Origin of the sequence: Nonomuraea aurantiaca, assembly GCF_020215705.1 — a bacterium.
Taxonomy (GTDB): domain Bacteria; phylum Actinomycetota; class Actinomycetes; order Streptosporangiales; family Streptosporangiaceae; genus Nonomuraea; species Nonomuraea aurantiaca.
Map to the genome: position 1 here is coordinate 37,508 of NZ_JAIWNB010000040.1, position 23,791 is coordinate 61,298.

Genomic DNA, 23,791 nt, shown 5'->3' on the forward strand with positions numbered 1-23,791 from the left:
CCCGGTCCCTGCTCAGCCCTGCGGCTTGCGCCAGACGATGCTGTAACGCAGCAGGAGGTGGCGGCGAAACTGGGAGCCGGGCAGGATCTCCGCGGCCAACGCCCGCATCTGCGGATACGTCACCGGCGGCGGCCACACGGTAGGGGACGAATGCCTCCAGAGGCCCTTCCTGGCGCGGTGGAAGGTGCCGGCCGCGACGCCGGCGAGGGCGCGCGGCAGGTCCTTGGGCATGGTGCTGCGGGCGAGGCCGACGACGGCCAAAACGCCACCGGGGCGCAGCAGATCGCGCATCCGGGCCAGCCCACTGGCGGCGTCCATGTGATGCAGGGTGGCCACCGACGCGACGACATCGAACGAGGCGGGCTCGAACGGGTGGGTGAGGAAGTCGCCGAGGATGTAGTCGACGTCGTCCGACTGCTCACGGGCTTGGTCGATGCTGGGCGGGTCGAGATCTATACCGATGACCTGCGGCACGGTCCGACGCAGTTCGCGGGCGAGCATGCCTTCGCCGCAGCCGACGTCGAGAGCGCGCCGGGCGCCATCGGGGACCGCGTGGAGGATGCGCGGATGGTAATGAATGTTGTGGTTCCATCGCCTGCGGTTCTCAACTGGCATTTGATCATTTTGCCAGCAGCGTGATGACCCTTCTCGCTTGGCCGGGAGTTCGGCCTGATCGCACACGCCGGCGCGGCCCCCTGGAACCTGGACGGCAGCCCGGCCAACATCCGCGCCTCGGTCGAGGGGGCGCTGAAGCGGCTGGGCACCGACTACATCGACCTGTAGCATCCAGCTGTCGGATGAGCGGTTCGCGGCGCTCAGCAGCCTGCCCCCGGCCGCCGGCGACACCCACACCGAGGCCGGCCCGCGGATGCTGGAGCGCTGACCTACCGACCCGGCGCCGTACTTCAGGGCGCCGACCTGCCGCTGAGACCCAGAGTCTGACTCGCCGCCTGCAGATCGCCGAGTGTTCGCCGCGCGACTTCGCCGAAGTCGTCGCCATCGGTCGTGTCGCTCCAGCACTCGTAGGCGATCTTCAGGGCGAGCGCGCCCAGTTCCGCGGCCACGCACGCGGCCAGATCGGGAACGCCGCGCCGCTTGAGCGCCTCGGTCATCGATGCGGTGAGACCGAGGCCCTTCAGCGCCTCGCGTTCCCGCAGTTCCGGGTGGGCGGCGATCACTGCCCGTCTGCGGGCGCCGAATTCGCGGCGAGCGGGTGTGAAGGCCTCCCTGCTGACCGCGTCCATGGCGTGAGCCACCGCTTCGAACGGCGTGGCGGTCGCCGGCGCCGCGGCGATCCCCTTGGCGAGCAGTCCGGCCATCGTGTCGCCGCCGAAGAGCACTTCCCGCTTGTCCGGGAAGTGCCGGAAGAAGGTGCTCTTCGTCAGCCCGGCGCGCTCCGCGATCTCGATCACCGTCGTGTGCTCGTAGCCCCGCTCCTCGAACAGTTCAAGGGCGGCGGCAACGAGTCGCTCCGATGCGTTGGGTTGCCAGCGGGCCATGAGAACAGTGTACGGCACTTGGTCCCATCACTCGTGTAGGGTGATGGGACCAAGTGCCATCACATTGGAGGTCCCCTCATGAGCCGAGCCGTCGTCTATCAGACGTTCGGAGGTCCCGAAGTACTGGAGATGCGAGACGTTTCGGAGCCGCACGCCGGCCTCGGCGAGGTGCGCGTCCGGGTGACAGCCGCCGGCCTGAACCCGATGGACTGGGCCATCTCCTCGATCCCCGAGACGGCGGCGACGTTCGGCATCACCGTGCCGTCCGGCTTCGGGTACGACTTCGCCGGTGTCGTCGACGAGGTCGGCGCCGGCGCCGACGGTTTCGCCGTGGGTGATCGCGTCTTCGGAGGCGCGATGGCGAAGGCCGCCGCCGACTTCCTGGTGATGAAGACGCCGACGTCGGCGCTCGACGCGCTGTTCCACACACCGGACGGCATCAGCGACGAGGTGGCGGCCACGCTTCCGGTGGCCGGCCTGACCGCCGCCGCCGCTCTGGAGGCGATCGGCCCGCGGCCCGGTGACACCGTCCTGGTCGGCGGGGCCGCCGGCGGCGTAGGCGTGTTCGCCGTCCAGCTCGCGAAGCTCGCCGGTGCCAGAGTGATCGGGACCGCCTCGGAGAGCACGTTCGAGTTCCTGCGGCAGCTGGGCGCCGAGCCCGTGACGTACGGCCCGGGGCTGGCGGACCGGGTGAGGACGCTGGCTCCCGATGGCGTGACCGCCTCGACGGATCTGTTCGGTACCGAGACGGCCGAGGCCGCGCTCGCGCTCGGCGTACCGCCTGAGCGGATCTCCACGATCGCCGCCGGCCCGAACCCTCCCGGCGGCGCACGCGCGACCGGAGGCAGCGAAGCCGGGCCGGCCGAGCTGGCGCGGATCACCGACGCGATCCTGGCCGGCAGGCTCACCGTGCCCATCGCCGCGACCTTCCCCATCGAGCAGATCCGTGACGCCGTGGCACTGCAGGCCGGACGGCACGTCCACGGCAAGGTCGTGATCACGCTCTGACTCGTCGGCCCGCCGGAGTGATCCGCCCCAGGGCGCTCCCTTGAACACGATGGTCGTCTTGAGCCCGCCGACGACTTCCACGACCGCACCCACTGCACGCCGAGCCGTTCCGACCACGGAGGCGCCGAACAGTGCCGCTGTGACCGGAGGGGTAGCAGATGCCCCATCCTGGGCCGATCGGCACCTTCAGTTCGATGTCAGTATCGTGAGCGTCGGGCGCGTTCGGCGGCCCATTTCTCTTGTCGAGGGGTAGCGATGCTGCGTGCTGTGTTCGTACGAACCTTGAAGGCTGGCGTGACCTATGACCAGTTCAAGGAGGCTTGGGTTCCGGAGGAGACCGACGGCTACCCCGCGAAGGTCAGCGTCTCACGCAATGTCGCCGACGACCGGCAGGTGATCACGGTACTTGAGCTGGACATGTCCCTGGCCGAGTTTGAGGACAAGCGTGCGGCGCTGACCCGTCCGGACGCACTGGAGCGGCTCGCCGAGATCGTGGAGACGACCGACCTGCAGGGCCTGTATGAGGATGTATTCGATGAGGGGGATCTGTGATGATTGCGGGTGAGTGATGTCGTTCAAGGCCGAGCAGATCGCGAGGCTGGCCGATTCCGGGTGGTCGTGCTGCGAGTCCGTGGCCGAAGCGGTGGCGCGGGCCGGGCTACCGGCGGTGACGCCTGACTATCTGGCTGCCACGTTCTCCGACGATCTGTGGGAGGTCGCCGAGCGCGCGGTGCTCGCGCTTCGGAACCACTTCGCCTCGGCTCGCTTCGCGAAGGAGACGACGTACGGGATCCTGCTGATACCCGACCCTGGCCGGCTGGACACCCGTCGCCCGATGACGGCGGCCGTGCGAGCGGATCAGCTCGGCGCGCCCACCAAGGACGTGTTCGACGAGCGGTTGCCCGCAGGTGCCCTCGGCGTCCGGCCCGGCAGGCCGTGGACCATGGTCGCCACGGTCACTGGTGTTTATGGGCCGTCTCTGGGCAGCCACCACCAGATCGTGGACGGGCCGGCGGCGTCGTTCACGGTGGCCGGTACGGACACCAGGGCGCTGATGATCCGGCAACTCTGGGGTGCGCGAGTCCTGCAAAGCGGGCGTGACCTGCCTGACTGCGAATCAAACGCGAGGTGGACGTTCACGTTGTTCCCCGGTGAGGGCCTCACCGACGGTCAGGCCGAATCGGGCACCGTGCTCAAGGGCAAGGTGCGTTTCCGGCTCGGCAAGCCCGACCGCGGCATCGGATCGGCGCGCGTGGCTCCCGCCATCGCCGTCACTTAAGGCTCCCCCAGCCCCCCGCCAAGGTGACGTCACTTCGCCATAGGCGGCAACCTGGACATATGGGACGTGAGTCGCGGAGTCGCACGACGCGGTGCCCGGCGTCGAGAGTGGGCTCGGATCGTATCTGGGGTGCCGGTAAGAAACGTGTCATGAGCCCCAAACGAGCGCGACTCCGACGCCCGAGCGGGAGGCTGCAGTTCCACATGTTCGGCGCGTTCGATGAGTTTCTTCGCGAGCTCATCGTCGAGGGCACGCTCGAAGGCCTCGCCTCCGCGCGAGCTCGTGGCCGAGTCGGTGGGCGGCCGCGGGCACTGGACGCCGATGGAGTCGAGATGGCCCGGGCGCTGTATGAGGTGAAGGGCCAGGACTGAAAACGCAAGTACACCGTCCAGCAGATCGCGGACCGGCTGGGCGTCGGCCGCGCAACCATCTACCGGAACCTCCACGTCTGAGCCCTGGAAGGGCGTCGGACGGCAGCAACAGCGAAACCCCATCCCTCGGGCGGCTGAGACGGCACCGCGATGTTCCGGCCGGCCGCAGGACTGGCCAGCAGCTCATGGATATCGTCCCAGTCCTACAACTTCCCGACCTGTACATCCGGCACAGCAACTACCCGCTCTGACTGGACCCGATCAGCGACGTGCAGGCGGGCGACGCCAGGTTCCGCGTGGTTGTGCGGCCTGCGGCCGTCAGGCGCGGGCCGTCGTGAAGGCAGCGGCGCTCTCGCGGTCGAGCCAGGTGGCGAAGTCCATCAGGCCCGGGTGCTCCTTGCGCAGCGCGTCGATGTCGGCGTGCCAGCCGCCGCCGTGGTTGGCGAAGTCGTAGCCGGTCACGGCGTCGGCGTCGCGGCCGACCAGCGCCTCGCGCGGGATATGCCGGTAGGTGATGGGCTGCCGCAGCGCCCGCTCCATGGCTCGGACGATCTGCGGCATGGTCAGTTCGTCGCCGGCCAGTTCGATCGTCCGGCCAGCGTATTCGGCCGGACGGGTGAAGGCTAGCGTGGCGAACGCGCCGATGTCGGTGGCCGCGATGAGCTGGACCGGCACGTCCGGCAGGAAGACGTCGGCCAGGACGCCGTCGCGCACGCCAATCTGCGGATGAACCTGGTTCTCCATGAACCGGACTGGCCGCAGCGCGGTCAGGGGCAGGCCCAGGTCGCGGGCGTACCGCTCCAGGGTGTCCTTGGTCTGCCAGCGCGCGATGCCGTGCGAGGCGTCGGCCGCGCCGACGGAGGCGTACACGAAGCTGCGGACGCCGGCCGCCGCGGTGGCGTCGGCGACGTTGCGGCCGTAGCGGAGCTCGTCGTCGATGGTGAAGCCGGGCGGCGTGCCGGGGTAGCCGAGGGTGGGCTGGACGCTGAAGACGCCGTCGACGCCGCGGATGGCCGCGTCGAGCGAGGCGCGGTCGCCCATGTCGCCACGGACCAACTCGGCGCCGGCGGCGGCAAGCGCCCGCGCGGCAGGGGTGCCGGGGTCGCGGACGAGAGCGCGGACCCGCTGCCCGGCGGCCAGCAGGCCGCGGGCCGTGGCGCTGCCCTGGGTGCCGGTGGCGCCGGTCACGAGAACGGTGATCATGTTTCCTCCAGATGGCGGGGTGTCGAGAACGGGGTCAGGTGTTGAGCAGGTGGTGGGTACGGCCGAAGGCCAGATCGTCGACCAGGCGGCGCTGCCAGGGGCGCTGGATGATGGCGTGGGTGAGCCGGCGGGTGGCGCGCGGAGCGGCCATGATCTCGGCGGCCAGCTCCCAGGCGCGCGGCTGCAGCCGCTCGTCTGGCACGACCTCGTTGACCAAGCCCAGCTCCAGCGCCTCGGCGGCGCCGACGCCGGCCCCGGTGTAGAGCATCCGCGCGGTCCGCTTGAGGCCGAGCAGCTCCTGGTAGACCAGGTGCTGGCCATCGCCGGGCACGGCGCCGGAGCGGAAGTGGGTGTCGTCGAACACGGTGCCGGGGGTGCACAGCGTCAGGTCGCAGGCCAGGGCCAGCTCCTGGTGGTAGCCGGGCCCGTTGAGCGCGCCGATCGTCGGCACGTCAACGGAGAAGACGAGGCTGCGTAGTAGCGCGATGCCGTCGCGGTAGAGGTTGTAGCGGTCCTCGCCCCGCTGCGCCGGCGGCCGCTCGCGCAGGGCGGGGTCGAGCCCGCCGGTCCACGCGCCGCCGGTGCCGGTGAGGATCAGCACCTCGTTGTCCGGGTCTGCGCCCGCTTCCCGCAGCACCTCGCCCCACGCATAGTGCAGCGCGAGTGACATGACAGCCGGGCCGCCGCCGGTGTGCGTGCGCAGCAGGAGCACTCCGTCGCGGCGCTCCATCGCGAAATGCTCGGCGTGCCGGGCGGCGTACTTCGGTGGTTGGGAGTTCATGACATCTCCTAACCGGGGAGTATCCCCGGTTTCTGTTCGGGTACGATACGGGGATAGTCCCCACTTAGGCAAACCCGGGAGGCGACGATGCGGGCCGACGCCCGGCGCAACTACGACCGGCTGGTGGCCTGTGCTCGGGCCGCCTTCGCCGAGCTAGGGGCCGATGCGCCGCTGGACGACATCGCACAGCGGGCGGGAGTCGGCAACGCCACGCTCTACCGGCACTTCCCCACCCGGCAGGCGCTGCTGGAGGCGGTCTTCCGCGACCACATCGACGCCCTGTGCCGCCGGGCCGGAGACCTGATGTCCGCGCCGTCGCCGGGCGCGGCGCTAAAAGAGTGGCTGGGCGCAGTGATCGCGCAGGGCAGTACGGAGCGCGGGCTGGCCGCATCGCTGCTGGCAGCGCTCGGTGAGGACGGCTCGTCGTGCCGCGCGGCGGTGTTCGGGGCGGCGCGGGCGCTGCTGGCGCGGGCACAGGAAGCGGGCGACGTCCGGACGGGCGTACCGGTCGAGCAGCTGTTCAAGCTGGTGAACGCCATCGCGCTGGTCACCGAGACGGAGCCGGACGCGTCGGGGCAGGCGGCCGCCATGCTCGACCTGATCTTCCACGGTCTGACTCCGCGCCCGTGAGCGACGGGCGCGGAGTCAGACCGTTGAGGAGCGCGCGAGTCCGGCGGGGTCAGCGGCAGGGCGAACAAGGGCGAGAATCTGGCCCGGGTCATCCCCCAGGACCGTGACTGGACTGGGCCGTCACCGCATCCCGCCCTTGACTGGTGCTGCTCGACATGGACGGTTCCGAACACGCGACATCCGACCCGTGATCATCGCGCGCCCGTGCCCGGCCCGGACGGCAGGCGCTCGGGGGTCAAGGTGTAGCCGCGGGTGACCGCGATGAGGTCGCCGTCCTCCCTGGTGGCCGCGACCAGGTGAGGAGGTCTGGGGGCGAAGCCCGGCACCCCGGTCAGCCCGTCGGTCTCACCGATGACGGTGAGGCGGATCCGGTCCGCTTCCGGTATCCGCAGGGTGATCTGGACTCCCTGAGCGGGGATGCCGCGGAAGCGGATCTCTGAAGGCCAGGTTCCGGCGCGCGTACCGGTCACGGGCACGCTCGCCGACCCGAACCGGCCGGCCGACGCGGTGACGTGGGTGATCGGCTGGTCGAGCCTCAGCGTCACCGAGCGCGCGCCCTTCCCCGCTGTCACGTGCAGTTTGAGCGTGCCCTCGCTGTGGGCCAGGACGGCAGCTCGCGGGCTGGCGGCGGCGATCACCGGTGCGGGACCGGTCCACAGCGTGCCTCGTGCGTACCCGGCGGGCAGGGCGGCGGTGTCGTGGCCGGACACGTACTGTCTGGTCCACTGTGCCGGGTCCGTGTCGGCGCTGACCCAGTGGGCGGTGCGGGTGTCGGCGTCCATGACGTAGGCCAGGTGCGTACGCTGCGGCTGGCCGGCGTCGAAGTCGTCCACCATGAGCCCGGTAGCGACCAGTCCCGTCGCCAGGAGAAGAGCCGTCAGGGACACGGGGAGGACGACGGCGCGTGTCGGCCGGATGGCGGGGTCGGGCAGGACGGCGGCCCGCTTCGGCTGGGTGGCGGGGTCGGGCAGGAACATTTCCGCGATCGGCACCGCGATCAGTCCGAACAATGCCAGGACCAGCGCGCTCACCCCGCCGAGTGCCAGCCCCATCCCGTCGAAGACGTCCCCGGCCAGGGACGGCAGCAGCATCGCGGCCGTGATCGGGCCCAGCATCGCCGCGGCCCGCCGCGCCCACGCGGGGGCGCGCAGCAAGGCGGCGGCCAGGTAGCCGAGCGCGCCCAGCAGCGCCGGCAGGGCGAACAGGAAGGACGCGCCGGGAGCGACCTGCGCGCACAGCACGCCCAGCCCGGCGAGCCAGGTCAGCGCCCCGACGGCCAGCGCCGCCGGACCGAGCCGGCGCCGCAGCACCAGATACCAGCCGAGTACCGCCAGCGCGCACAGGACCGCGATCGCCGCCTGGTACGGCCGAGGGCGGTGCAGCAGCCCGCCCATCAGATCGTAGGCGGGTCGCCAGGCCACCAGCAGCTCCCACAATCCCTGCGCCAGGGCGGCCGACAGCACCAGCGGCACCACGGCCGAGACCGTGGCAGCGATCAGCCGGGGCAGGCTCAGCAGTCGCCTGAGGCGGGCCAGCAGCGCCAGGCCCGCCACCGCGACGACGGCCAGCGCCGCCAGCGGCCAGACGAGCCGGCCCGGGTAGGTGATCATGGTGCCGAACGCGCGGAAGTAGGTGACGTCGTGATCGGAGGTCAGCGTCCGCAGGTCCGCGTCGCCGAGGGCGCGCGTCAGCGCCAGCATGTTGGTGCCGTGATGCTGCAGGCTGCCCCGGTTGAGGTTGGCGATGGAGTCACCGGCGGTGTGATAGAGCGAGGAACGCTGGATGTAGGCGAAGTTCATGCCGGTGAAGCCGGCCTTGGCCAGCGGGGTGAAGTCGGTGTTGTTGGGCAGCAGCCGGTACAGCTCCACCATGGCGGAGTGACCGCGCGGCGCGGGGACGGCGTTGACGAAGGTCTCGACCAGGCGGGCGTTGCCGACGGTGGTCTCGAACATCAACGAGGGGCCGCTGACTCCGCGGGCCTCCCAGTTCAGCAGCACGCCGCCGGCCTTGCCCAGGGGGTGGTCGCGGATGAAGGCCTCGGCGCCGAGCACGCCATCCTCCTCGCCGTCCGACATGAGCAGCACGATGTCGTTACGTGAGCCGGGACCGGTGCGCAGTGCCCGGACGGTCTCGATCATCGCGGCCACCGCGGCGCCGTCGTCGGAGGCGCCCGGTCCCATGGCCGCGGAGTCGTAGTGCGCGGCGATGAGCACGGTGCCGGTCGAGCCCGTTCCCGGCAGCCGGCCCACGATGTTGTCGACCTGGCCGAACGTCGCCAGCCCCGCGGCAGACCGGGCACCGACCGAACGCTGGATCTCGACCTGAAGCCCTGCCGCGCGCAACTGCCCGGCCAGGTAGTCCCTGGCCCGGCCGCTCGCCGGGCTGCCGATGGGCCGCGGTTCAGCGGCGAACCTTTTCAGGTGCGCGAGCGCGCGTTCGGCGCTGAACTGCGCGCTCGGCGCGTTGGCCGGCAGGGGTTGCATGGTGCTGTCGGCCATGGCGGACAGCATGATCACCGCCATCAGGATGACCAGGGCCGCCGGCCCGGCCAGCAGCCGCCGTGGGACGTCGAACAACTTTCCGATCATGGCCACGAAGGTTAAGCCGGGCCAATGGCCCCGCGGAATGAGGCGCCCACCCGCCCGTACCTGCGGTTTTCCGCAGGTACGCGCGGGTGGGGCAAAAGGCGCGCCGAGCGGTGCGTAATCCGGGCAAAATATCCGACGGATGGCGGATGATGCCGTGAGTGGCGACCGTGAAGATGGCTGACATGGATCCCGAACTCGAAGCATTCATCCCTTTGTTCCCCCGGGCCGACCTGACCGACCCGGTCGCCGAACGCAAGAACTTCGCCGAGCTGGCCGCCGCGCTGCCGCCGCCCGACACCGCTGACCTGCGGATCGAGGACCGCACCGTGCCCGCCGATCCGGACGTGCCGGTACGGATCTACCGCCCGCACCATCCGCAGGGCGCCATCGTCTGGATGCACGGCGGCGGATTCGTCATGGGTGATCTGAACACCGAACACCCCTGGGCCGCCCGGCTCGCGGACGTCTCCGGGGCGGTGGTGGTCTCGGTGGGTTACCGTCTGGCCCCCGAGAACCGGTTCCCGGCCGCCCTGGACGACGTCTACGCCACGCTGGCCTGGACGGCCAAGCACGCCACCGAGCTCGGCGTCGACCTGGAACGGATCGCGGTCGGAGGCCACAGCGCCGGCGCCGGACTCGCGACCGCGGTGGCGCTGCGGGCGCGTGATGAGCAAGGGCCGCCGATCCGCTTCCAGCTGCTCAACCAGCCCGGTCTCGACGACCGGCAGGAGACCTGGTCGGCGCGGCACTTCACTGACACGCCGTGGATGAATCGCGACAAAGTCACCGCAATTTGGCAGCACTACCTGGGCTCCACGCCCGCCACGCCGTACGCCGCCCCGGCGCGGGCCGACGACCTGTCCGGCCTGCCACCGGCCTACATCGCCACCGCGGAATTCTGCCCGAACCGCGACGAAGACATCACGTACGCGCTGCGACTGCTGCAGGCGGGCGTGTCGGTCGAGCTGCACCAGTGGCCCGGCACCTTCCACGGGTCACAGGCGATCCTGTCCGCCGAGGTGTCGCAGCGGCAGATCGCCGAACTCGGCGCGGTCCTCCGCCGCGCCCTGGCCGAGTGAGGTGGCCCGGCTCGGCCGCGACTCACTTCTTCCCCATCGTTCTTCCTTGCTCCCAGCCTCAGCACCCTCGAAGGCTGAAACCCCTTGCTTACCTGTCGGTCGGCAAGTATCTTGCCAACCGACAGGTAAGCAAGGCATTCGGGATCGCGAGCCTGGGCGGTCGCCTGTTGCGAGGCAACCGATCGGGGTCATCCGCGTGTCGCTGAGCGTTTGACGACCAGGCATGGCCGCAGGCGACTCGGATCGCCGATTCGAGAGAGGAGGGCCGGTATGGGGTTGCGAGTTGTAGGGGCGGGGTTTCCGCGTACGGGGACGACGTCGCTGAAGGCGGCGTTGGAGCGGCTGCTCGGGGCGCCTTGCTACCACATGCGGGAGATGTTCGGGCGGCCGGACGACGCCGTGGTCTGGCGCGACGCCTGCGCCGGCGTCATGCCGGACTGGGACCGGTTCCTCGCCGGATACGCCGCCGGGGTGGACTGGCCGGTGTCGTGGTTCTGGCGGGAACTGTCCGCCGAGTTCCCGGACGCGCTGGTGCTGCTGTCGCGGCGGGAAAGCGTCGAGCGCTGGTACCAGAGCATGGACCAGACGGTGCTGGAAGGGGCGCGCCGCATGATGGGCGGGGACTCCACGCGGCCTCCGACGCCCGCCACTCTCACCCCTGAGCAGGGCCGCGCCATGGGGGAGATAATGCAGGCCCTGTTCGGCGGTGCGTTCGGCGACCCCCGCGACCGCGACAAGGTCATCGCGGCCTACGAGCGGCACCTCGCCGAGGTCCGTGCCACCGTACCCGCGCACCGGCTGCTGGAATGGCAGCCGGCCGACGGCTGGCAGCCCTTGTGCGCCGCACTCGACCTCCCGATCCCGGACGAGCCGTTCCCCCACGAGAACACCACAGCCGACATGCGGGCCAGGATCAACGACATGGGCGGCCAGTGATCTCAGCGCCGCGTCAGATGGCGGCGAGGAGGGACGGCCATGTCGGCGTCGAGATCGAGGACCCCGCGACCATTGGTTGACGGCGCCCCTACTTCGCGATCGCCTCGCGGACGGACGGGACGATCTCCTGGGTCCAGCGGGCCAGTACGGTGAGGTCAGGGGCGCCGTGGCCGTCGGAGAAGAGCGTGAAGCCCGAGGCGCCGTGCTCCAGCACGGCTCCGGTCAGCTCCTCGACCCACTGGCCGACCGAGCCGCCGAGCCAGCGGCCGTCGCGGTCGCGGGTGGCGGGCAGCGGCCGGTCGGTGATGCGTCCGGGGAAGTTGAAGACCGTACGGATCTCGCTCGGATCGCGGCCGACGGATGCCGCCGCCTCGTCGATGATCGGCCGGGAGGTCCGGTAGCGTTCGCTGAGCCAGTCGGCCGCGTGGCCGGGGATCCAGCCGTCGGCCACCCGGCCGGTGGCGGCCAGGGACTTCGCACCGACCGATCCGGTCCAAACGGGCGGCGCGGCGACGGGGGCGGGCTCGATCTGGTGCACCTGGTAGTGCTTGCCCTCGTAGGTGACCGGAGGGCCGCCGCCCGACAGCAGCTTGACCAGGACGATCGCCTCCTCGAAGGCGTCCACGGCCGCTCCGGGCGTCAGCCGCGGCACTCCCATGTCGGCGATGCGATCCCACAGCCCGCCCGCGCCCATGCCGAGCACGATCCGGCCGCCCGACAGCGCCGACAGCGAGGTCACCGTCCTGGCCAGCATGGCGGGCGGCCGGGTCGGCAGGTTGGTGACGTTGGCGAAGCCGGCGATGTGCCGCGTACGCCCGAGGATGAAGCCGAGCGCGGCGTAGGCGTCCAGGCGCTGGCCGATGTAGGGATGGTCGGACAAGGTGAAGATGTCCAGCCCGTCCTGGTCGGCCTGCTGGACCATGCGCAACAGCTCAGGCATGTCGTCGATGCTGGAATGCGCGCCGAAACCGAAGACGATGTCATGTGCGGACAACGTGCTGCCTTTCCCTGCGAATGATCGTCAACGCGGAGTCACCGTGGTGGTGCCGCGAAGCGAGTTGAGTTCGTGCCACGAACAATATTAGTTCGTAGTACGAACTGCAACTCCTCTCACGGTTCAGCGCGTGCGATCCGGTTCGACGAAGACGGTGGGCACCTTGTTGTCGTCCACGATCCGGCCGAGCAGCGCGGCGAGCGTCTCGCGGTCGGCCGGGGCGAATCCCGAGGTCAGATCCTCGACGCGGCGGCAGGTCTCGGCGTAGAACTCATCGACCAGCTTGGCGCCCCGCGGGGTGAGCGCCACTCGCACCGCGCGGGAGTCCTGCGGGTCGGGCCGGCGCTGGACCAGGCCGTTGCGCTCGCTGCGGTCCACCAGGCCGGTCAGGCTCGACTTGGCCAGGCCGAGCATCGCGCCCAGTTCGCCCATGCCGTACGGCTGCGCCATCAAGACGCACAACAACTGGCCCTGCTGCTGGGTGAGACCGTACTCGCGGGCGGAATTCGCGTACACGGCATTCACCAGGAACGTGGACCGCACCAGTGCGGCCACCGTCCCGATCTGGCCTTCGACATTTTTGCTCACTGTCCCAGGCTAACAAATTTCGTGAGACGAACTACCGCTAGGAGCGAGCCGCCTCGTACTCGGGAAGCGCGGCCGGGGTGGTCCGGGCGGCCGGCCGCATGGCCAGGATCAGCACCGCCAGCCCGGCGAAGATGACCGCGGCGATGACGCCGGTGACGTGCAGGGCGGCGGTGAACGCCTCCCGCGCGGTGTGCAGCAGTTCCGCGCCCTGGCCGGCGGGCAGGTGCCGGCTGGCGGCGACCGCGCCGGCCAGGGAGTCGGACGTGCCGTCCATCCGGGCGCGGTAGACCACCCCGGCCACCACACCGAGCAGCGCGAAGCCGAGCGAACCGCCGAAGTAGTTGCTGGTCTCCGACATCGACGCCGCCGAACCGGCGCGCTCCGGCGGTACGGCCCCGACGACCAGCCCCGTGCCGAGCGCGAACAGCGGGCCGGTGCCCAGCGCCAGTACGGTGATGCCGATCATCACCAGCGGCAGGGCGCTCGCTCCGCCGACGCCGACCAGCAGCAGGCCGCCCAGCGCCGACCCCACCAGCCCGCCGGCGATGGCGGTCGGCTGCCTCATCCGCCGGGCCAGCGCCGGCGCGGCCATGGTGCCGACCGCCGTGCCCAGGCCCATGGGCGCGAACAGCAGCGCCGAGGCGACCGGCGAGAAGCCCAGCACGCTCTGCAGGTACTGGGTCACCAGCAGGCCCGTACCCGCCATGGCGATGCCGGCGAAGACCAGCGCGACGAGCACGGCCGTGAACGGGCGGTTGCGGAGCAGCCGCAGGTCCAGCAGCGGCGTCTCCAGCCGCAGTTGCCGGCGCACGAACAGCACTCCGATGGCCGCGCCGACGACGAGGGCCACCGCCGGCACGACCGGCACGCTCTCGACCGGCAGCTGTTTGATGCCGTACACCATCAGCAGCACCGCCACGAGCGACAGCCCGACGCCGGCCAGGTCCAGCCGGCCGGCCCGCTCGGTGCGGAACTCGGGCAGCAGGACCGGCCCGGCGAGCAGCAGCAACGCCATCGCCGGCACGGCGACCATGAACACCGATCCCCACCAGAAGTGCTGGAGCAGGAAGCCGGCGAGTACGGGCCCGAGCGCGCCGCCGGTGAACTGGCAGGTCGCCCAGATCGCGATGGCCTGCCCGCGCTGCCGCCGGTCATCGAACATGTTGGTGATCAAGGCGAGTGTGGACGGCATCAGGGTCGCGCCAGCGACGCCCAGCAGCGCCCGCGCCACGATCAGCATCAGCGGGCTGACCGAGAAGGCGGCGACGACCGACAGCACCGCGAACGCCGCTCCCCCGATCATCAGCAGCCGCCGGCGGCCGATCCGGTCGCCGAGCGTACCCATCGTGATGACCAGGCCGGCCACCATGAATCCGTAGCTGTCACTGATCCACAACTGCTCCACGTTGGTGGCGCCCAGGCCGGCGCTCAGCTGTGGGAGCGCGAGGAGCAGCGCCGTCATGTCCATCGCGACGAGCAGGGTCGGCAGCACCAGGACGAGCAGTCCCAGCCATGCCCGGTTGACTCGCATATCCGAAACTCCCTGTTTGTTCGGTCGATGTTTCGCCGGTTGGTCGGAGCGCTCCCGAGCTTCTTGACATCGCCGCGGAAGGGATCTCGCGGCTGCGACCGTGAAAAACTCGCGGGTAAGTTTTGGCGGGGGATGTCAAGACGACGGCGGCGGCTCCGACCAACCGGTCGAAGGGCCCCCGGCCGGGGCTCGCGACCACGAGGAGTACGAGATGAAGTTCCTGATCAGCATGCACATCAACCCGGCCGTGCTGGACGCGCTGACCGACGAGGAGAAGGCGGCGATCGGCGACGGCCACGGCGCGTTCATCGAGGCGCTGAAGAAGTCCGGCGAGCTGATCACCACGCAGGCGCTGGTCGATCCGTCGCAGGCGGCCGTGGTGTCCGTACGCAACGGCCAGCCGGTGGTGACCGACGGCCCTTTCCTGGAGGCGAAGGAGTATCTGGGCGGCTTCTACCTGATCGACTGCGAGAGCAAGGAGCGGGCGATCGAGCTGGCGACGCAGATCCCGGACACCGCGATCGAGGGTCTGGGGGTAGAGGTGCGGCAGGTGATGTTCGCTGACGGACAATTGGAGGCATGACGACATCAGCCATCGAGGACCTGCTGCGTGAGCTCACGCCGCAGGTCCTCGGCACGTTGGTACGGCGGTACGGGCAGTGGGAAGCCGGCGAGGACGCCGTGCAGGAGGCCGTCCTCGCCGCCACCGTGCAGTGGCCGGCCGAGGGACTGCCGGACAACCCGCGCGGCTGGCTGATGACCGTCGCGTCCCGGCGGCTCATCGACCAGATGCGCAGCGACCACGCGCGCCGCGAACGCGAGTCGGCGACGGCCACCGAGGTAGTGCCGGAGGACGTGCCGGACACCGACGACACGCTCGTCCTGCTGTTCCTGTGCTGCCATCCGACGCTGACCGCGGCCTCTCAGACCGCCCTGACGCTGCGTGCGGTCGGCGGCCTGACGACCGCTGAGATCGCCCGCGCCTTCCTGGTGCCGGAGGCCACGATGGCGGCCAGGATCAGCCGGGCCAAGCAGCGCATCAAGGCCGCCGGCAGCTCCTTCAGCCTGCCGGAGGGCGCGGAGCGCGAGGAGCGGCTGCGGGTCGTCCTGCATGTGCTCTATCTGATTTTCAACGAGGGCTACACCGCCTCCTCGGGCAGCGAGCTGCACCGCACCGACCTCGCGCACGAGGCGATCCGGCTGGCCAGGATGGTGCACGCGCAGCTGCCCGAGGACGACGAGGTGACCGGGCTGCTCGCACTGATGCTGCTTACCGACGCCCGCCGGGAGGCACGTACGACGGCGACCGGTGACCTGGTGCCGCTGGACGAGCAGGATCGTACGAAGTGGGACCGCGCGCTGATCGACGAGGGCATCGAGCTGGTCAAGGCGTCACTGGCCGGCCCGGCGCTGGGGCCCTACCAGCTGCAGGCCGCCATCGCCGCCACGCACGACGACGCGGCCACGGCCGCGGCGACCGACTGGGCGCAGGTGCACGCGCTGTACCTGATCCTCGAACGGATCGCGCCCAACCCGATGGTCACCCTCAACCGGGCCATCGCGCTCGCTGAGACCGAGGGCCCGCCGGCCGGGCTGGCCCTGCTGGCCACGCTGGACAGTGATGAGCGGATGGCCGGGCATCACCGGCTGCTGTCCGTACGGGCGCATCTGCTGGAGAAGGCCGGCGACACGGCGGGGGCGTACGAGGACTACCGGCGCGCCGCCAAGTCCACCGCCAGTATCGCCGAGCAGCGCTACCTGGAGTCCCGGGCGAGCCGGGTGCGGACCTCGGGGTCCTAGGCTCCCCGCTGTTTTCTGGCCGCATGTCACAGATGGAGGGGCTGTCTCGTCTCGGGTCCGGAGACACGCTCTGGGATCTGGAAGGTGATGGTCATGCGGGTGTTCGTGGCGGGCGGGGCCGGAGTGCTGGGGCGGCGGCTGGTGCCGCTGCTGGTGGCGCGTGGCCACGCCGTGACGGCGACGACGACGAGCACGGCCAAGCGGGGCTTGCTGGAGCAGCTGGGCGCCGAGGCGGTCGTGATGGACGGGCTGGATGCGGTGTCGGTCGGTGAGGCGGTGGCCCAGGCCCGGCCGGACGTGATCGTGCACCAGATGACGGCTATCTCCGGCAAGCCGGATATCAAGCACTTCGACCGCTGGTTCGCCACCACCAACCGGCTGCGTACCGAGGGTACGGACCACCTGCTGGCCGCCGCCGAAGCGACCGGTGTCTCCCAATTCGTCGCGCAGAGCTATGGCTCTTGGAACGGCATCCGCGAAGGCGGATGGGTGAAGACCGAGGAAGACCCGCTGGACCCGACCAGCACGGGCAAGGGGGCGGAGGCGATCCGCCACCTGGAGGACGCGGTCGTCAAGGCCGGCGGCGCGGTCCTGCGCTACGGCGCGTTCTACGGGCCGGGCGCCACCGACGATCAGGTCGAGCTCGTGCGCAAGCGGCAGTACCCGGTCGTCGGGAACGGCGCCGGCTACAGCTCGTGGGTGCATCTCGACGACGCGGCGAGCGCCACCCTCCTGGCCGTGGAGCACGGGGTGAAGGGCGTGTTCAACATCGTCGACGACGAGCCGGCCCCGGCCCGCGAGTGGCTGCCCTACCTGGCGGCGTGCGCGGGGGCGAAGCCGCCGATGCGGATCCCGGTGTGGCTCGCGCGGCCGCTCGCCGGGCGTACGGCGGTGGCGATGATGACGCAGGGCCGCGGCTTCTCCAGCGGGACATCTCCGCCGGTGGCGAAGTCAGATGACCTCGAGGTTGGCCATCATGCCCATGTCCTCGTGTTCGGCGTTGTGGCAGTGAAAGAGGTACCGGCCGCGGTAGCCGTCGAAACGGGTGATGATCTCCACCGATTCGCCCGGCCGAAGTGAGACGGTGTCTTTGAGACCCGCGTCGTGCGGCAGCGGCGGCCGGCCGCTGCGCGAGAGCACCCGGAAGCCGACCAGGTGCAGGTGGACGGGGTGATGAACGTCGGCGACCAGCCGCCACACCTCGACATCGCCAAGACGCACGGTGACATCGGAGCGGGCGGGGTCGAACGGCAGCCCGCCGATCAGCCATCCGTGGTCGCCGTGCATTCGCCCGGTGCGGAAGGAGAACTCGCGCGTCCTGACGGCCTCCGAGCGGTGCCAGTCCGGTAGGTCAGCGGAAAGGGTGCCAGGGATGCGGCTGTCGTCGGTGGCCTTGCGCGCGATGCGGAAGGCCATCACGTCGCGGGTACGCCCGGAGCCCAGCCGGTTGACGATTCTCACGCGGCTGCCGACCGGAAGGCCCGTGAAGTCGATGATCACGTCGTAGCGTTCGGCGGGCGCGATCGGCAGCAGCCGGTGGGTGACCGGCGCCGCGAGCAGGCCCTGGTCGGCGCCGATCTGGACGAGGTCGAGCGGGCGCCCGTCGTCGAGTACCGCTTCGAGTTCGTAGTGGCGGGCGTTGGAGGCGTTGAGGATACGCAGCCGGTAGCGGGCCGCGTCGACCTCGTGCACGGGCCAGGGGGCGCCGTTGACCAGGATCACGTCGCCGAGAACACCCGCGAGATACGGATCCTGTACGCCCGGCCGCTCTCGCAGGGTGGGGTCGAGGGCGGGATAGGCGAGGCCGCCGTCCGCGGCGAACGCCCGGTCGGCGATCATAAGGGGCAGTTCGCGCCGCCCCGAGGGCAGACCGAGGGCGTCCTCGGCGTCGTCGCGGACGATCTGCAGCCCGGCCAGGCCGCGCCAGATCGCGGGGGCGGTGAAGTCCATCCGGTGGTCGTGGTACCACAGCAGCCCGGGCCGCTGATCCAGCGGGAAGGTGTAGTCGCGCGTCAGCTTGGTCACCGCCGCCCGCGGATCGTGCATGGCCTGCGCGGAGCCGTGCCCCATGTGCATGGTGGCCTTCGGCCAGCCCTCGGGCAGGACGAGATCGGTCGGGTAGCCGTCGGAGGCCGCCGGGGTCCGTCCGCCGTGCAGGTGTACGACGGTCGGCACGGGCAGCTCGTTGCGGTGCGTCACGGTGATCGGCCGGCCGCGGCGCGCCTCGATCGTCGGCCCGGGGAAGGTGCCCTCGTACGTCCACAGCGCTGTCCTGACCCCGGGCAGGATCTCCGCGCTCGCTTCGCGCTGGGTGATCTCGTAGCGGTCGGCTCCGCCCGAGGTGCTGACCGGCGCCAGGACGGCGGGAATCGGCAGCGGCACGTGGAACGGCGGCGGTAGCGGTACGGCACTGCGCAACTCGGCGCCGGTGATCGACGGCCGGCGGGCCAGCGCGGCCGAGGCCGACAGCCCGGTGGCCGCCATCAGCCCGAGCGACCCGCCGATGCCCAGAGCCCGCCGCCGGGTCAGACCCTCACGCATGGTGGGCCTCCCGCCGTGGCAAGGGGCGGCGCTTGTCGTTACGTACGTAACCGCCGCCCAGCCAGACGGCGATGAACAGCACGACGAGCGCGACGACGGTCATCACACCCAAGGGGATGTGCAACCACAGCGCGCCGTCCAATCCGGCGAAGTACTGCACGGTCTCGGCCGCCACCACCGCCGTCGTGGCCAGGAACGGCCAGACCTGACGCAGCCGGATCCACACCACGATCGCCACGACCACCTGCAGATAGCCGATGGAGGTGACCACATCGGCGCCGACCGCGTGCCAGCGCAGGCTGTCGAAGTCACCGGTCAGATACGCCCCGGCGAACACCGGCTGGCCGACGATCGCCACCACATGCGCGCTTACGACGGCCCGCAGTGTCCACTCCGTCGGTGTCGTCTGATGCGCGGGCATGGTGAGCATGCGATATCCCTCCTCACGTTGTCCTCGCTTTCGCGAGACGTTGTTCTCGCTTTCGCGACCGGCATCGACGCTATGGCTCGTGAGTTATCTTGTCTAAGATCAATATCGCTATGCTGTTATGTATTGAGGGGCATGATGGAGCTGAACACGCTCAGGCAGTTCCTGGTGGTGGCGCGGCTGCAACACCTCAGCCGCGCGGCCGAGGAGCTACGCGTCGCCCAGCCTTCGCTGAGCCGTACCATCGCCCGCTTGGAGAGCGAACTGGGCACCCCGCTGTTCGATCGCAGCGGCCGGCTCCGGCTGAACGACACGGGCAAGCTCTTCCGCGATTACGTCGAACGCTCTCTCGGTGAGCTCGACGCGGGCCGGCGAGCCGTCGCCGAGGCCACCAGCGAGGGTGTGGGGACGGTACGACTGGCGTCGGAGACGTTCCTCACCCTCACGGGGCCGCTGGCGGCCTACAAGCGAGCTCATCCCTCCATCGAGGTCGAGCTCCGCTGGACGGCGGCCGAGGACATGGCCCGTCACCTGCGGGCCCAAGAGGTCGATCTGTGTGTCGCCTCGCAGCCGATCCACGCCGGGGGTTTGGAGGCGGTTCAGCTGCTCGATGAGGAGGTGTGGGTGGCCACGGCGCTCGATCATCCGCTGGCCGGCCGTACCTCGGTGAGCGTCGACGAGCTCGCCGATCAGCCCTTCGTCGCCGCCCGCAAGGGGCACTGGCAGCGTCGGCTCCTCGACCGGCTCTTCGCCGCCAGAGGCCTCACGCCGAAGATCGTCTGTGAGGTCGACGAGCTCAGCGCCATCGCCGACCTGATCGGCGCGGGGCTCGGCATCGGCCTCGTCCCTTCCTTCGCCCGGCATACCTCCGTCCGTGCCCCTATCGCCGCGATCACGGTCGACAGCCCGGACTGCCGTCGCGCGGTCACGCTGTACTGGGGTGCCGACAGCCACCTGTCGGCCGCGGCCCGCCTGATGCGTACCACGATCACCGGCTGGAACTGGATGGCTGGCGAGAAACGCGGGTTGGCGCCGGCATCACATTCCGAGGGGCAATCTCGTCGGTAACTAGCGAGACGCCGGTTTCACTGTTGCGGGCGTCCATGGCCGCATCATCTCGATCCAAGGAGCGACGACATGTCAACAGCTCAGGAAGCACGCAACAAGGAGACGTACCACCGCTTCCACGAGGTCATCAACAGCGGCGACCTGGAGGTCATCTCGAAGGCGGTCGACGAGCTCATTCACCCGGACGGGCGGTTCCACACGGCGGAGCGGACCGCCGTGCCCGCGCTGCAGGCACAAAAGCGCATATGGGAGATCCTCCTGCGCGCGTATCCTGACATTCACGTAACGGTCGAGGACCTGATCGCCGAGGAAGACAAGATCGTCGTTCGGCAGACGGTCACCGGGACCAACTCCGGTGAATACCGGGGCATGCCCCCGACGGGTAAAGCCGTCACCTACAACGAGATCTTCATCGTCCGCTTCGCTGACGGCCAGATCATCGACATCTGGGGAGTCGTCGACCTCTACTCACAGCTGCGGCAACTCGGTCTCATCCAGGCGTAGCGGAAGGTAGCGCGCCAGCGGAACTCCTCGCTCGCGAGGTGACATTTGCCGCCTTCCCAGAGATGAGGGATCGCCCTCACAGGCGGCGGCGCCAGGCTCGGCGCTGGCCGTGGCATCGGGCGTGACGCGCACGATCGACTTTTCGCGGGAACGCGGCGCCCCTGATACGGCGGTCGGTTCGAGGAAAATCTCGGGAAGGGGTGTAGCCAAGGTAAGCCCAAAACCCACAATCGCGATCTTGCTTGAGCAAGTCGAGCGGGTCAGCCGCTGGTCCGAGGGGCGAGCAGGCTGGTGATCTCGGCGATGGCGTCCGGTGAGGGCTTGAAGTAGCGCCGCAGGTTCTCCGCTTTCTTGTGCCGGGATTTGGCCATCAGCATCAGCAGGCTGGTGCCCGCCTCGCCCAGGTGGGTCAGCGCCGAGTGGCGGAATTCGTGCAGGTCCCAGCCCGTGCCGGGGCCGTTCAGCGCGGTGTGCTCGTCCAGCAGGGCGCGGGCCTGGCCGTAGGACAGGCGGGCCAGGCTGGTGTCGGGGCAGATGTTCCGGGGGCTGACAACCTTGCCGGGGCCGGGGCGGCGGTGGGTGATCAGTTGGTCGATCGCGGTCTTGGAGCGGGCGGGGGTCTGGCTGTCGGGTGCGGTCAGCCGCTTGGCCCAGGCGGGTACGGCTGGTGCGGTGTGGCCGTGCTCGCGGCACCAGGCCAGCCAGGACAGTACGGCGGCGCGGCGGGCGTTCCAGGTGTTGACGGCCGCACCGCCCCACAGCGCTTCCAGGGCCTCGCCGATCTCGTCGTCGGCCACCGCCGCGAGGGGGCGGTGCTCGCCGAGCCGTTGCGCGATCTTGCCGACGCCGGCGGCGTAGGCGCGCACGGTGTTGGGGTTGGGCACGGTGTCGAGGAAGGCGTCGGCCGCGGCGCGGACCGTCAGGCGCTGGGCGGCTGGCAGCGGCGTCACGGCGGGCACGGCGTCCTCCTTGCCGCAGATAACAGGGCCGCTTCACGCAGCGGCCCGCTTTCGTTACCGCAGGTCGTGATCAGCGGCGCCACAGATAATAGAGTGTTATCTGTGGCGTGCTACATCTCCTTGTGCGGCACATCGTCCAAAGGTTCAGGCCGAGGAGTGCGGCGTCCTCGCGCGGCGCGCATGCTCCACGTCGAGCCCTAGGGATCTGAGCAGGTCGAGCAGTTCGGCGTGGTAGAGCTTGGCGGGGTCGCCGGTCTGCGTGCCGAGATGGCCGTAGACCTCCAGGGAGATCAGGCCGTGCATGCGGCCCCACATGCGCAGGGCGAGGGCAACGGCAGCCGGGGGCAGGTCGGGGAAGTGTTCGCGGATGGTGTCGGCCAGGCCGGGTGAGAAGTCCGACCACTGGTGGTCGGTGGATGCCTGGGTGGCTTTCGCGTACGGCCAGGCGGCGGCGGCCAGTTCGGTGAGTCCCAAGCAGGCACGTTTGGCGGCCTCGGGGGCCGGTCCTCCGGTCGGCGCGTGGTAGCCGGCGACCGGATCGCCGTAGATGAGCCGGAAGCCTTCGGGGTTGGCCAGCGACCAGACGCGTAGGGCCTGCCCCCAGGCCAGGATCCGGCCGGCGATGTCGTCGGGGGCGACGGCGTCGCGTGCAGTTTCCACCTGGTCCAGCAGCGAGGTGTAGATGTCGTTGATCAGCGTGGTGATCAACGCGTCGCGGGTGTCGAAGTAGCTGTAGATGGCGCTGCCGCTCATCCCCATCTCGCGGCCGATCGCCCGAAGCGAGACCGCGTCGGGGCCGCCCTCGCTGAGGTGCTTGAGCGCGATGGCTTTGATCTCCGCGGTGGTCTGCGCCCGCAACCGTGCCCGCCGGCCCACTGTCTGCTCTTGCACGCTTGACAGCTTACACCGCTACGTTAGAGTACGGCGCACTAAGCTTGAACGCCGTTCTGACTTTGAACGGCGACGGGATCCGTGTAACTGAGAGAAGAGTTCGTGATGAAAGCCAGGACAGTCCTGTTCGACGAGCTCGGCGGTCCCGAGGTGCTCTACCTCGCCGACGTGGAAATCGGTGAACCCGGCCCCGGCCAAGTGCGGGTGCGCATCGACGCCTTCGGACTCAACCGGGGCGAGGTGTTCCTGCGCACCGGCCGCTACTACTACGACGCGGTGCTGCCCGGCTCGCGTCTGGGAACCGAGGCCGCCGGCGTGGTGGAGGCCGTCGGACCCGGCGTGACCGGCTACGCCGCCGGAGAAGCGGTCAGCATCGTGGCCAAGCCGAACGACGAGGGGATGTCCGTCCACGGCATCTACGCCGACCGGGCCATCGTGGCGGCCGAGCGGCTGATCCGCCGTCCGGAACACATGGACGCGGTGACCGGCGCGGCCATCTGGGTGCCCGCGTTCACCTCCTACGGCGCACTGGTCGAGGTCGGCGGACTGCAGCCCGGCGATGATGTGGTCGTCACGGCCGCCTCCAGCAGCGTCGGCCTGGCCGCCGTCCAGATCGCCGCCCACCTGGGCGCCACGCCCATCGCGGTGACCAGGACCGGCGCCAAAACCGACCGGCTTCTGGCCGCAGGCGCCAAGCACGTGATCGCCGCCGACGACGGCAACGTGGTCAAGCAGGTGCACGCCCTCACCGGCGAGCGCGGCGCGCGGCTGATCTTCGACGGCGTCACCGGGCCCGACCTGCCCGACCTGGCGCAGGCCGTGGCCCCCGACGGCATGCTGATCGTCTACGGCTCCCTGGACGGGCGGCCCACCCCTCTGCCGATGTGGTGGCCGATCAACGTCTACGGCTACGCCATCTTCCACCTGTTCGCCGATGAGGAGCGGGTCCTCCGGGCCGAGACCTTCATCAGCGATGGCCTGCGCGCCGGAGCGCTCGCCCCGGTCATCGACCGCACCTTCGACCTGACCGACATCGTCGAGGCCCACCGCTACATGGAGTCCAACACCCAGGTCGGCAAGATCGTCGTGACCGCCCGGCACTGACCAGGAGAAA

General features: G+C 70.1%; 23 protein-coding genes and 3 pseudogenes. 14 read left to right on the top strand and 12 right to left on the bottom strand.

Going from position 1 to position 23,791, the window contains the following annotated elements; all coding sequences use genetic code 11:
• Positions 1–12: 12 nt before the first annotated feature.
• Positions 13–615, bottom strand: a complete 603-nt coding sequence (locus tag LDL49_RS50365; protein WP_263656550.1) for a class I SAM-dependent methyltransferase — start codon at positions 613–615, stop codon at positions 13–15.
• Positions 616–905: 290 nt separating this feature from the next.
• Entirely contained in the window at positions 906–1,499 is a 594-nt protein-coding gene (locus LDL49_RS50370; RefSeq protein WP_225302084.1) for a TetR/AcrR family transcriptional regulator, read from the bottom strand.
• A gap of 78 nt (positions 1,500–1,577) precedes the next feature.
• On the opposite strand from LDL49_RS50370, the gene LDL49_RS50375 reads away from it, so the two are divergent.
• From LDL49_RS50375 to LDL49_RS59535, 5 genes and pseudogenes are all read left to right on the top strand, one after another.
• Positions 1,578–2,507 (top strand): NADP-dependent oxidoreductase, encoded by a 930-nt coding sequence (locus LDL49_RS50375; RefSeq protein ID WP_225302085.1) that lies wholly within the window; start codon positions 1,578–1,580, stop codon positions 2,505–2,507.
• Between the two features lie 255 nt (positions 2,508–2,762).
• A complete protein-coding gene (locus tag LDL49_RS50380; protein WP_225302086.1) occupies positions 2,763–3,059 on the top strand; it encodes a hypothetical protein in 297 nt (98 codons plus the stop codon).
• 16 nt (positions 3,060–3,075) lie between these two features.
• Positions 3,076–3,786, top strand: coding sequence for a hypothetical protein (locus tag LDL49_RS50385; RefSeq protein ID WP_225302087.1), 711 nt, complete (start codon positions 3,076–3,078; stop codon positions 3,784–3,786).
• A 149-nt stretch (positions 3,787–3,935) separates the two neighbouring features.
• Positions 3,936–4,157: a recombinase family protein gene (locus tag LDL49_RS58865; protein ID WP_308016292.1), complete on the top strand. Its 222-nt coding sequence runs from the start codon at positions 3,936–3,938 to the stop codon at positions 4,155–4,157.
• 12 nt (positions 4,158–4,169) lie between these two features.
• A pseudogene (locus LDL49_RS59535) lies at positions 4,170–4,238 on the top strand (helix-turn-helix domain-containing protein); the annotation flags it as partial.
• Between the two features lie 237 nt (positions 4,239–4,475).
• Here LDL49_RS59535 and LDL49_RS50400 read toward each other — a convergent pair.
• Entirely contained in the window at positions 4,476–5,360 is an 885-nt protein-coding gene (locus tag LDL49_RS50400) for an NmrA/HSCARG family protein (protein WP_225302088.1), read from the bottom strand.
• Between the two features lie 34 nt (positions 5,361–5,394).
• The gene (locus LDL49_RS50405) at positions 5,395–6,141 is read right to left on the bottom strand and encodes an enoyl-CoA hydratase/isomerase family protein (RefSeq protein WP_225302089.1); all 747 of its coding nucleotides are present in this window, start codon (positions 6,139–6,141) and stop codon (positions 5,395–5,397) included.
• 87 nt (positions 6,142–6,228) lie between these two features.
• Between LDL49_RS50405 and LDL49_RS50410 the strand changes: the two genes are divergently transcribed.
• Positions 6,229–6,771 (top strand): TetR/AcrR family transcriptional regulator, encoded by a 543-nt coding sequence (locus tag LDL49_RS50410; RefSeq protein ID WP_225302090.1) that lies wholly within the window; start codon positions 6,229–6,231, stop codon positions 6,769–6,771.
• Positions 6,772–6,962: 191 nt separating this feature from the next.
• On the opposite strand, the gene LDL49_RS50415 is transcribed toward LDL49_RS50410, so the two are convergent.
• Positions 6,963–9,359, bottom strand: coding sequence for a M28 family peptidase (locus tag LDL49_RS50415; protein WP_225302091.1), 2,397 nt, complete (start codon positions 9,357–9,359; stop codon positions 6,963–6,965).
• Between the two features lie 182 nt (positions 9,360–9,541).
• On the opposite strand from LDL49_RS50415, the gene LDL49_RS50420 reads away from it, so the two are divergent.
• Entirely contained in the window at positions 9,542–10,438 is an 897-nt protein-coding gene (locus LDL49_RS50420; protein ID WP_225302092.1) for an alpha/beta hydrolase, read from the top strand.
• 270 nt (positions 10,439–10,708) lie between these two features.
• Entirely contained in the window at positions 10,709–11,374 is a 666-nt protein-coding gene (locus LDL49_RS50425; protein WP_225302093.1) for a sulfotransferase family protein, read from the top strand.
• Between the two features lie 88 nt (positions 11,375–11,462).
• Here LDL49_RS50425 and LDL49_RS50430 read toward each other — a convergent pair whose 3' ends face one another.
• From LDL49_RS50430 to LDL49_RS50440, 3 genes and pseudogenes are all read right to left on the bottom strand, one after another.
• Entirely contained in the window at positions 11,463–12,368 is a 906-nt protein-coding gene (locus LDL49_RS50430; protein WP_372470702.1) for an LLM class flavin-dependent oxidoreductase, read from the bottom strand.
• A 123-nt stretch (positions 12,369–12,491) separates the two neighbouring features.
• Positions 12,492–12,956: a MarR family winged helix-turn-helix transcriptional regulator gene (locus LDL49_RS50435; protein ID WP_225302095.1), complete on the bottom strand. Its 465-nt coding sequence runs from the start codon at positions 12,954–12,956 to the stop codon at positions 12,492–12,494.
• A gap of 37 nt (positions 12,957–12,993) precedes the next feature.
• A pseudogene (locus LDL49_RS50440) lies at positions 12,994–14,535 on the bottom strand (MFS transporter); the annotation flags it as partial.
• 163 nt (positions 14,536–14,698) lie between these two features.
• Between LDL49_RS50440 and LDL49_RS50445 the strand changes: the two are divergent.
• The 3 genes and pseudogenes from LDL49_RS50445 to LDL49_RS50455 form a co-directional block, all read left to right on the top strand.
• Positions 14,699–15,070, top strand: a complete 372-nt coding sequence (locus LDL49_RS50445) for a YciI family protein (protein ID WP_225302097.1) — start codon at positions 14,699–14,701, stop codon at positions 15,068–15,070.
• Positions 15,067–16,287 carry an RNA polymerase sigma factor gene (locus LDL49_RS50450; RefSeq protein WP_225302098.1) on the top strand — a complete coding sequence of 407 codons (1,221 nt, stop codon included), beginning with the start codon at positions 15,067–15,069 and terminating at the stop codon, positions 16,285–16,287. Before LDL49_RS50445 ends, LDL49_RS50450 begins: the two co-directional genes overlap by 4 nt.
• A gap of 93 nt (positions 16,288–16,380) precedes the next feature.
• Positions 16,381–17,046 (top strand): annotated as a pseudogene (locus LDL49_RS50455) (NAD-dependent epimerase/dehydratase family protein); the annotation flags it as partial.
• Positions 17,047–17,238: 192 nt separating this feature from the next.
• Here LDL49_RS50455 and LDL49_RS50460 read toward each other — a convergent pair.
• Complete coding sequence (locus LDL49_RS50460) at positions 17,239–18,828, bottom strand: multicopper oxidase family protein (protein ID WP_225302099.1); 1,590 nt, start codon at positions 18,826–18,828, stop codon at positions 17,239–17,241.
• Positions 18,821–19,258 (bottom strand): hypothetical protein, encoded by a 438-nt coding sequence (locus LDL49_RS50465; protein ID WP_225302100.1) that lies wholly within the window; start codon positions 19,256–19,258, stop codon positions 18,821–18,823. The genes LDL49_RS50460 and LDL49_RS50465 overlap by 8 nt, the downstream gene beginning before the upstream one ends.
• A gap of 132 nt (positions 19,259–19,390) precedes the next feature.
• On the opposite strand from LDL49_RS50465, the gene LDL49_RS50470 reads away from it, so the two are divergent.
• Entirely contained in the window at positions 19,391–20,323 is a 933-nt protein-coding gene (locus LDL49_RS50470; protein WP_225302101.1) for a LysR substrate-binding domain-containing protein, read from the top strand.
• A gap of 69 nt (positions 20,324–20,392) precedes the next feature.
• Positions 20,393–20,827 (top strand): ester cyclase, encoded by a 435-nt coding sequence (locus LDL49_RS50475; protein ID WP_225302102.1) that lies wholly within the window; start codon positions 20,393–20,395, stop codon positions 20,825–20,827.
• Between the two features lie 260 nt (positions 20,828–21,087).
• Here the strand turns inward: LDL49_RS50475 and LDL49_RS50480 are convergent, their stop codons facing one another.
• Positions 21,088–21,786 (bottom strand): site-specific integrase, encoded by a 699-nt coding sequence (locus tag LDL49_RS50480; RefSeq protein ID WP_225302103.1) that lies wholly within the window; start codon positions 21,784–21,786, stop codon positions 21,088–21,090.
• A 144-nt stretch (positions 21,787–21,930) separates the two neighbouring features.
• Positions 21,931–22,677, bottom strand: a complete 747-nt coding sequence (locus LDL49_RS50485) for a TetR/AcrR family transcriptional regulator (protein ID WP_225302104.1) — start codon at positions 22,675–22,677, stop codon at positions 21,931–21,933.
• A 105-nt stretch (positions 22,678–22,782) separates the two neighbouring features.
• On the opposite strand from LDL49_RS50485, the gene LDL49_RS50490 reads away from it, so the two are divergent.
• Positions 22,783–23,781 (top strand): zinc-dependent alcohol dehydrogenase family protein, encoded by a 999-nt coding sequence (locus LDL49_RS50490; RefSeq protein ID WP_225302105.1) that lies wholly within the window; start codon positions 22,783–22,785, stop codon positions 23,779–23,781.
• Positions 23,782–23,791 lie beyond the last annotated feature (10 nt).

Excerpts from the sequence above, each read along its gene's own strand:
- LDL49_RS50470 (WP_225302101.1), top strand. The coding sequence starts at position 19,391 with ATGATGGAGCTGAACACGCTCAGGCAGTTCCTGGTGGTGGCGCGGCTG.
- LDL49_RS50375 (WP_225302085.1), top strand. The coding sequence starts at position 1,578 with ATGAGCCGAGCCGTCGTCTATCAGACGTTCGGAGGTCCCGAAGTACTG.
- LDL49_RS50420 (WP_225302092.1), top strand. The coding sequence starts at position 9,542 with ATGGATCCCGAACTCGAAGCATTCATCCCTTTGTTCCCCCGGGCCGAC.
- LDL49_RS50400 (WP_225302088.1), bottom strand. The coding sequence starts at position 5,360 with ATGATCACCGTTCTCGTGACCGGCGCCACCGGCACCCAGGGCAGCGCC.
- LDL49_RS50405 (WP_225302089.1), bottom strand. The coding sequence starts at position 6,141 with ATGAACTCCCAACCACCGAAGTACGCCGCCCGGCACGCCGAGCATTTC.
- LDL49_RS50460 (WP_225302099.1), bottom strand. The coding sequence starts at position 18,828 with ATGCGTGAGGGTCTGACCCGGCGGCGGGCTCTGGGCATCGGCGGGTCG.
- LDL49_RS50450 (WP_225302098.1), top strand. The coding sequence starts at position 15,067 with ATGACGACATCAGCCATCGAGGACCTGCTGCGTGAGCTCACGCCGCAG.
- LDL49_RS50425 (WP_225302093.1), top strand. The coding sequence starts at position 10,709 with ATGGGGTTGCGAGTTGTAGGGGCGGGGTTTCCGCGTACGGGGACGACG.
- LDL49_RS50380 (WP_225302086.1), top strand. The coding sequence starts at position 2,763 with ATGCTGCGTGCTGTGTTCGTACGAACCTTGAAGGCTGGCGTGACCTAT.
- LDL49_RS50475 (WP_225302102.1), top strand. The coding sequence starts at position 20,393 with ATGTCAACAGCTCAGGAAGCACGCAACAAGGAGACGTACCACCGCTTC.
- LDL49_RS50490 (WP_225302105.1), top strand. The coding sequence starts at position 22,783 with ATGAAAGCCAGGACAGTCCTGTTCGACGAGCTCGGCGGTCCCGAGGTG.
- LDL49_RS50370 (WP_225302084.1), bottom strand. The coding sequence starts at position 1,499 with ATGGCCCGCTGGCAACCCAACGCATCGGAGCGACTCGTTGCCGCCGCC.
- LDL49_RS50365 (WP_263656550.1), bottom strand. The coding sequence starts at position 615 with ATGCCAGTTGAGAACCGCAGGCGATGGAACCACAACATTCATTACCAT.
- LDL49_RS50410 (WP_225302090.1), top strand. The coding sequence starts at position 6,229 with ATGCGGGCCGACGCCCGGCGCAACTACGACCGGCTGGTGGCCTGTGCT.
- LDL49_RS50465 (WP_225302100.1), bottom strand. The coding sequence starts at position 19,258 with ATGCTCACCATGCCCGCGCATCAGACGACACCGACGGAGTGGACACTG.
- LDL49_RS50385 (WP_225302087.1), top strand. The coding sequence starts at position 3,076 with ATGTCGTTCAAGGCCGAGCAGATCGCGAGGCTGGCCGATTCCGGGTGG.
- LDL49_RS58865 (WP_308016292.1), top strand. The coding sequence starts at position 3,936 with ATGAGCCCCAAACGAGCGCGACTCCGACGCCCGAGCGGGAGGCTGCAG.
- LDL49_RS50445 (WP_225302097.1), top strand. The coding sequence starts at position 14,699 with ATGAAGTTCCTGATCAGCATGCACATCAACCCGGCCGTGCTGGACGCG.
- LDL49_RS50415 (WP_225302091.1), bottom strand. The coding sequence starts at position 9,359 with ATGATCGGAAAGTTGTTCGACGTCCCACGGCGGCTGCTGGCCGGGCCG.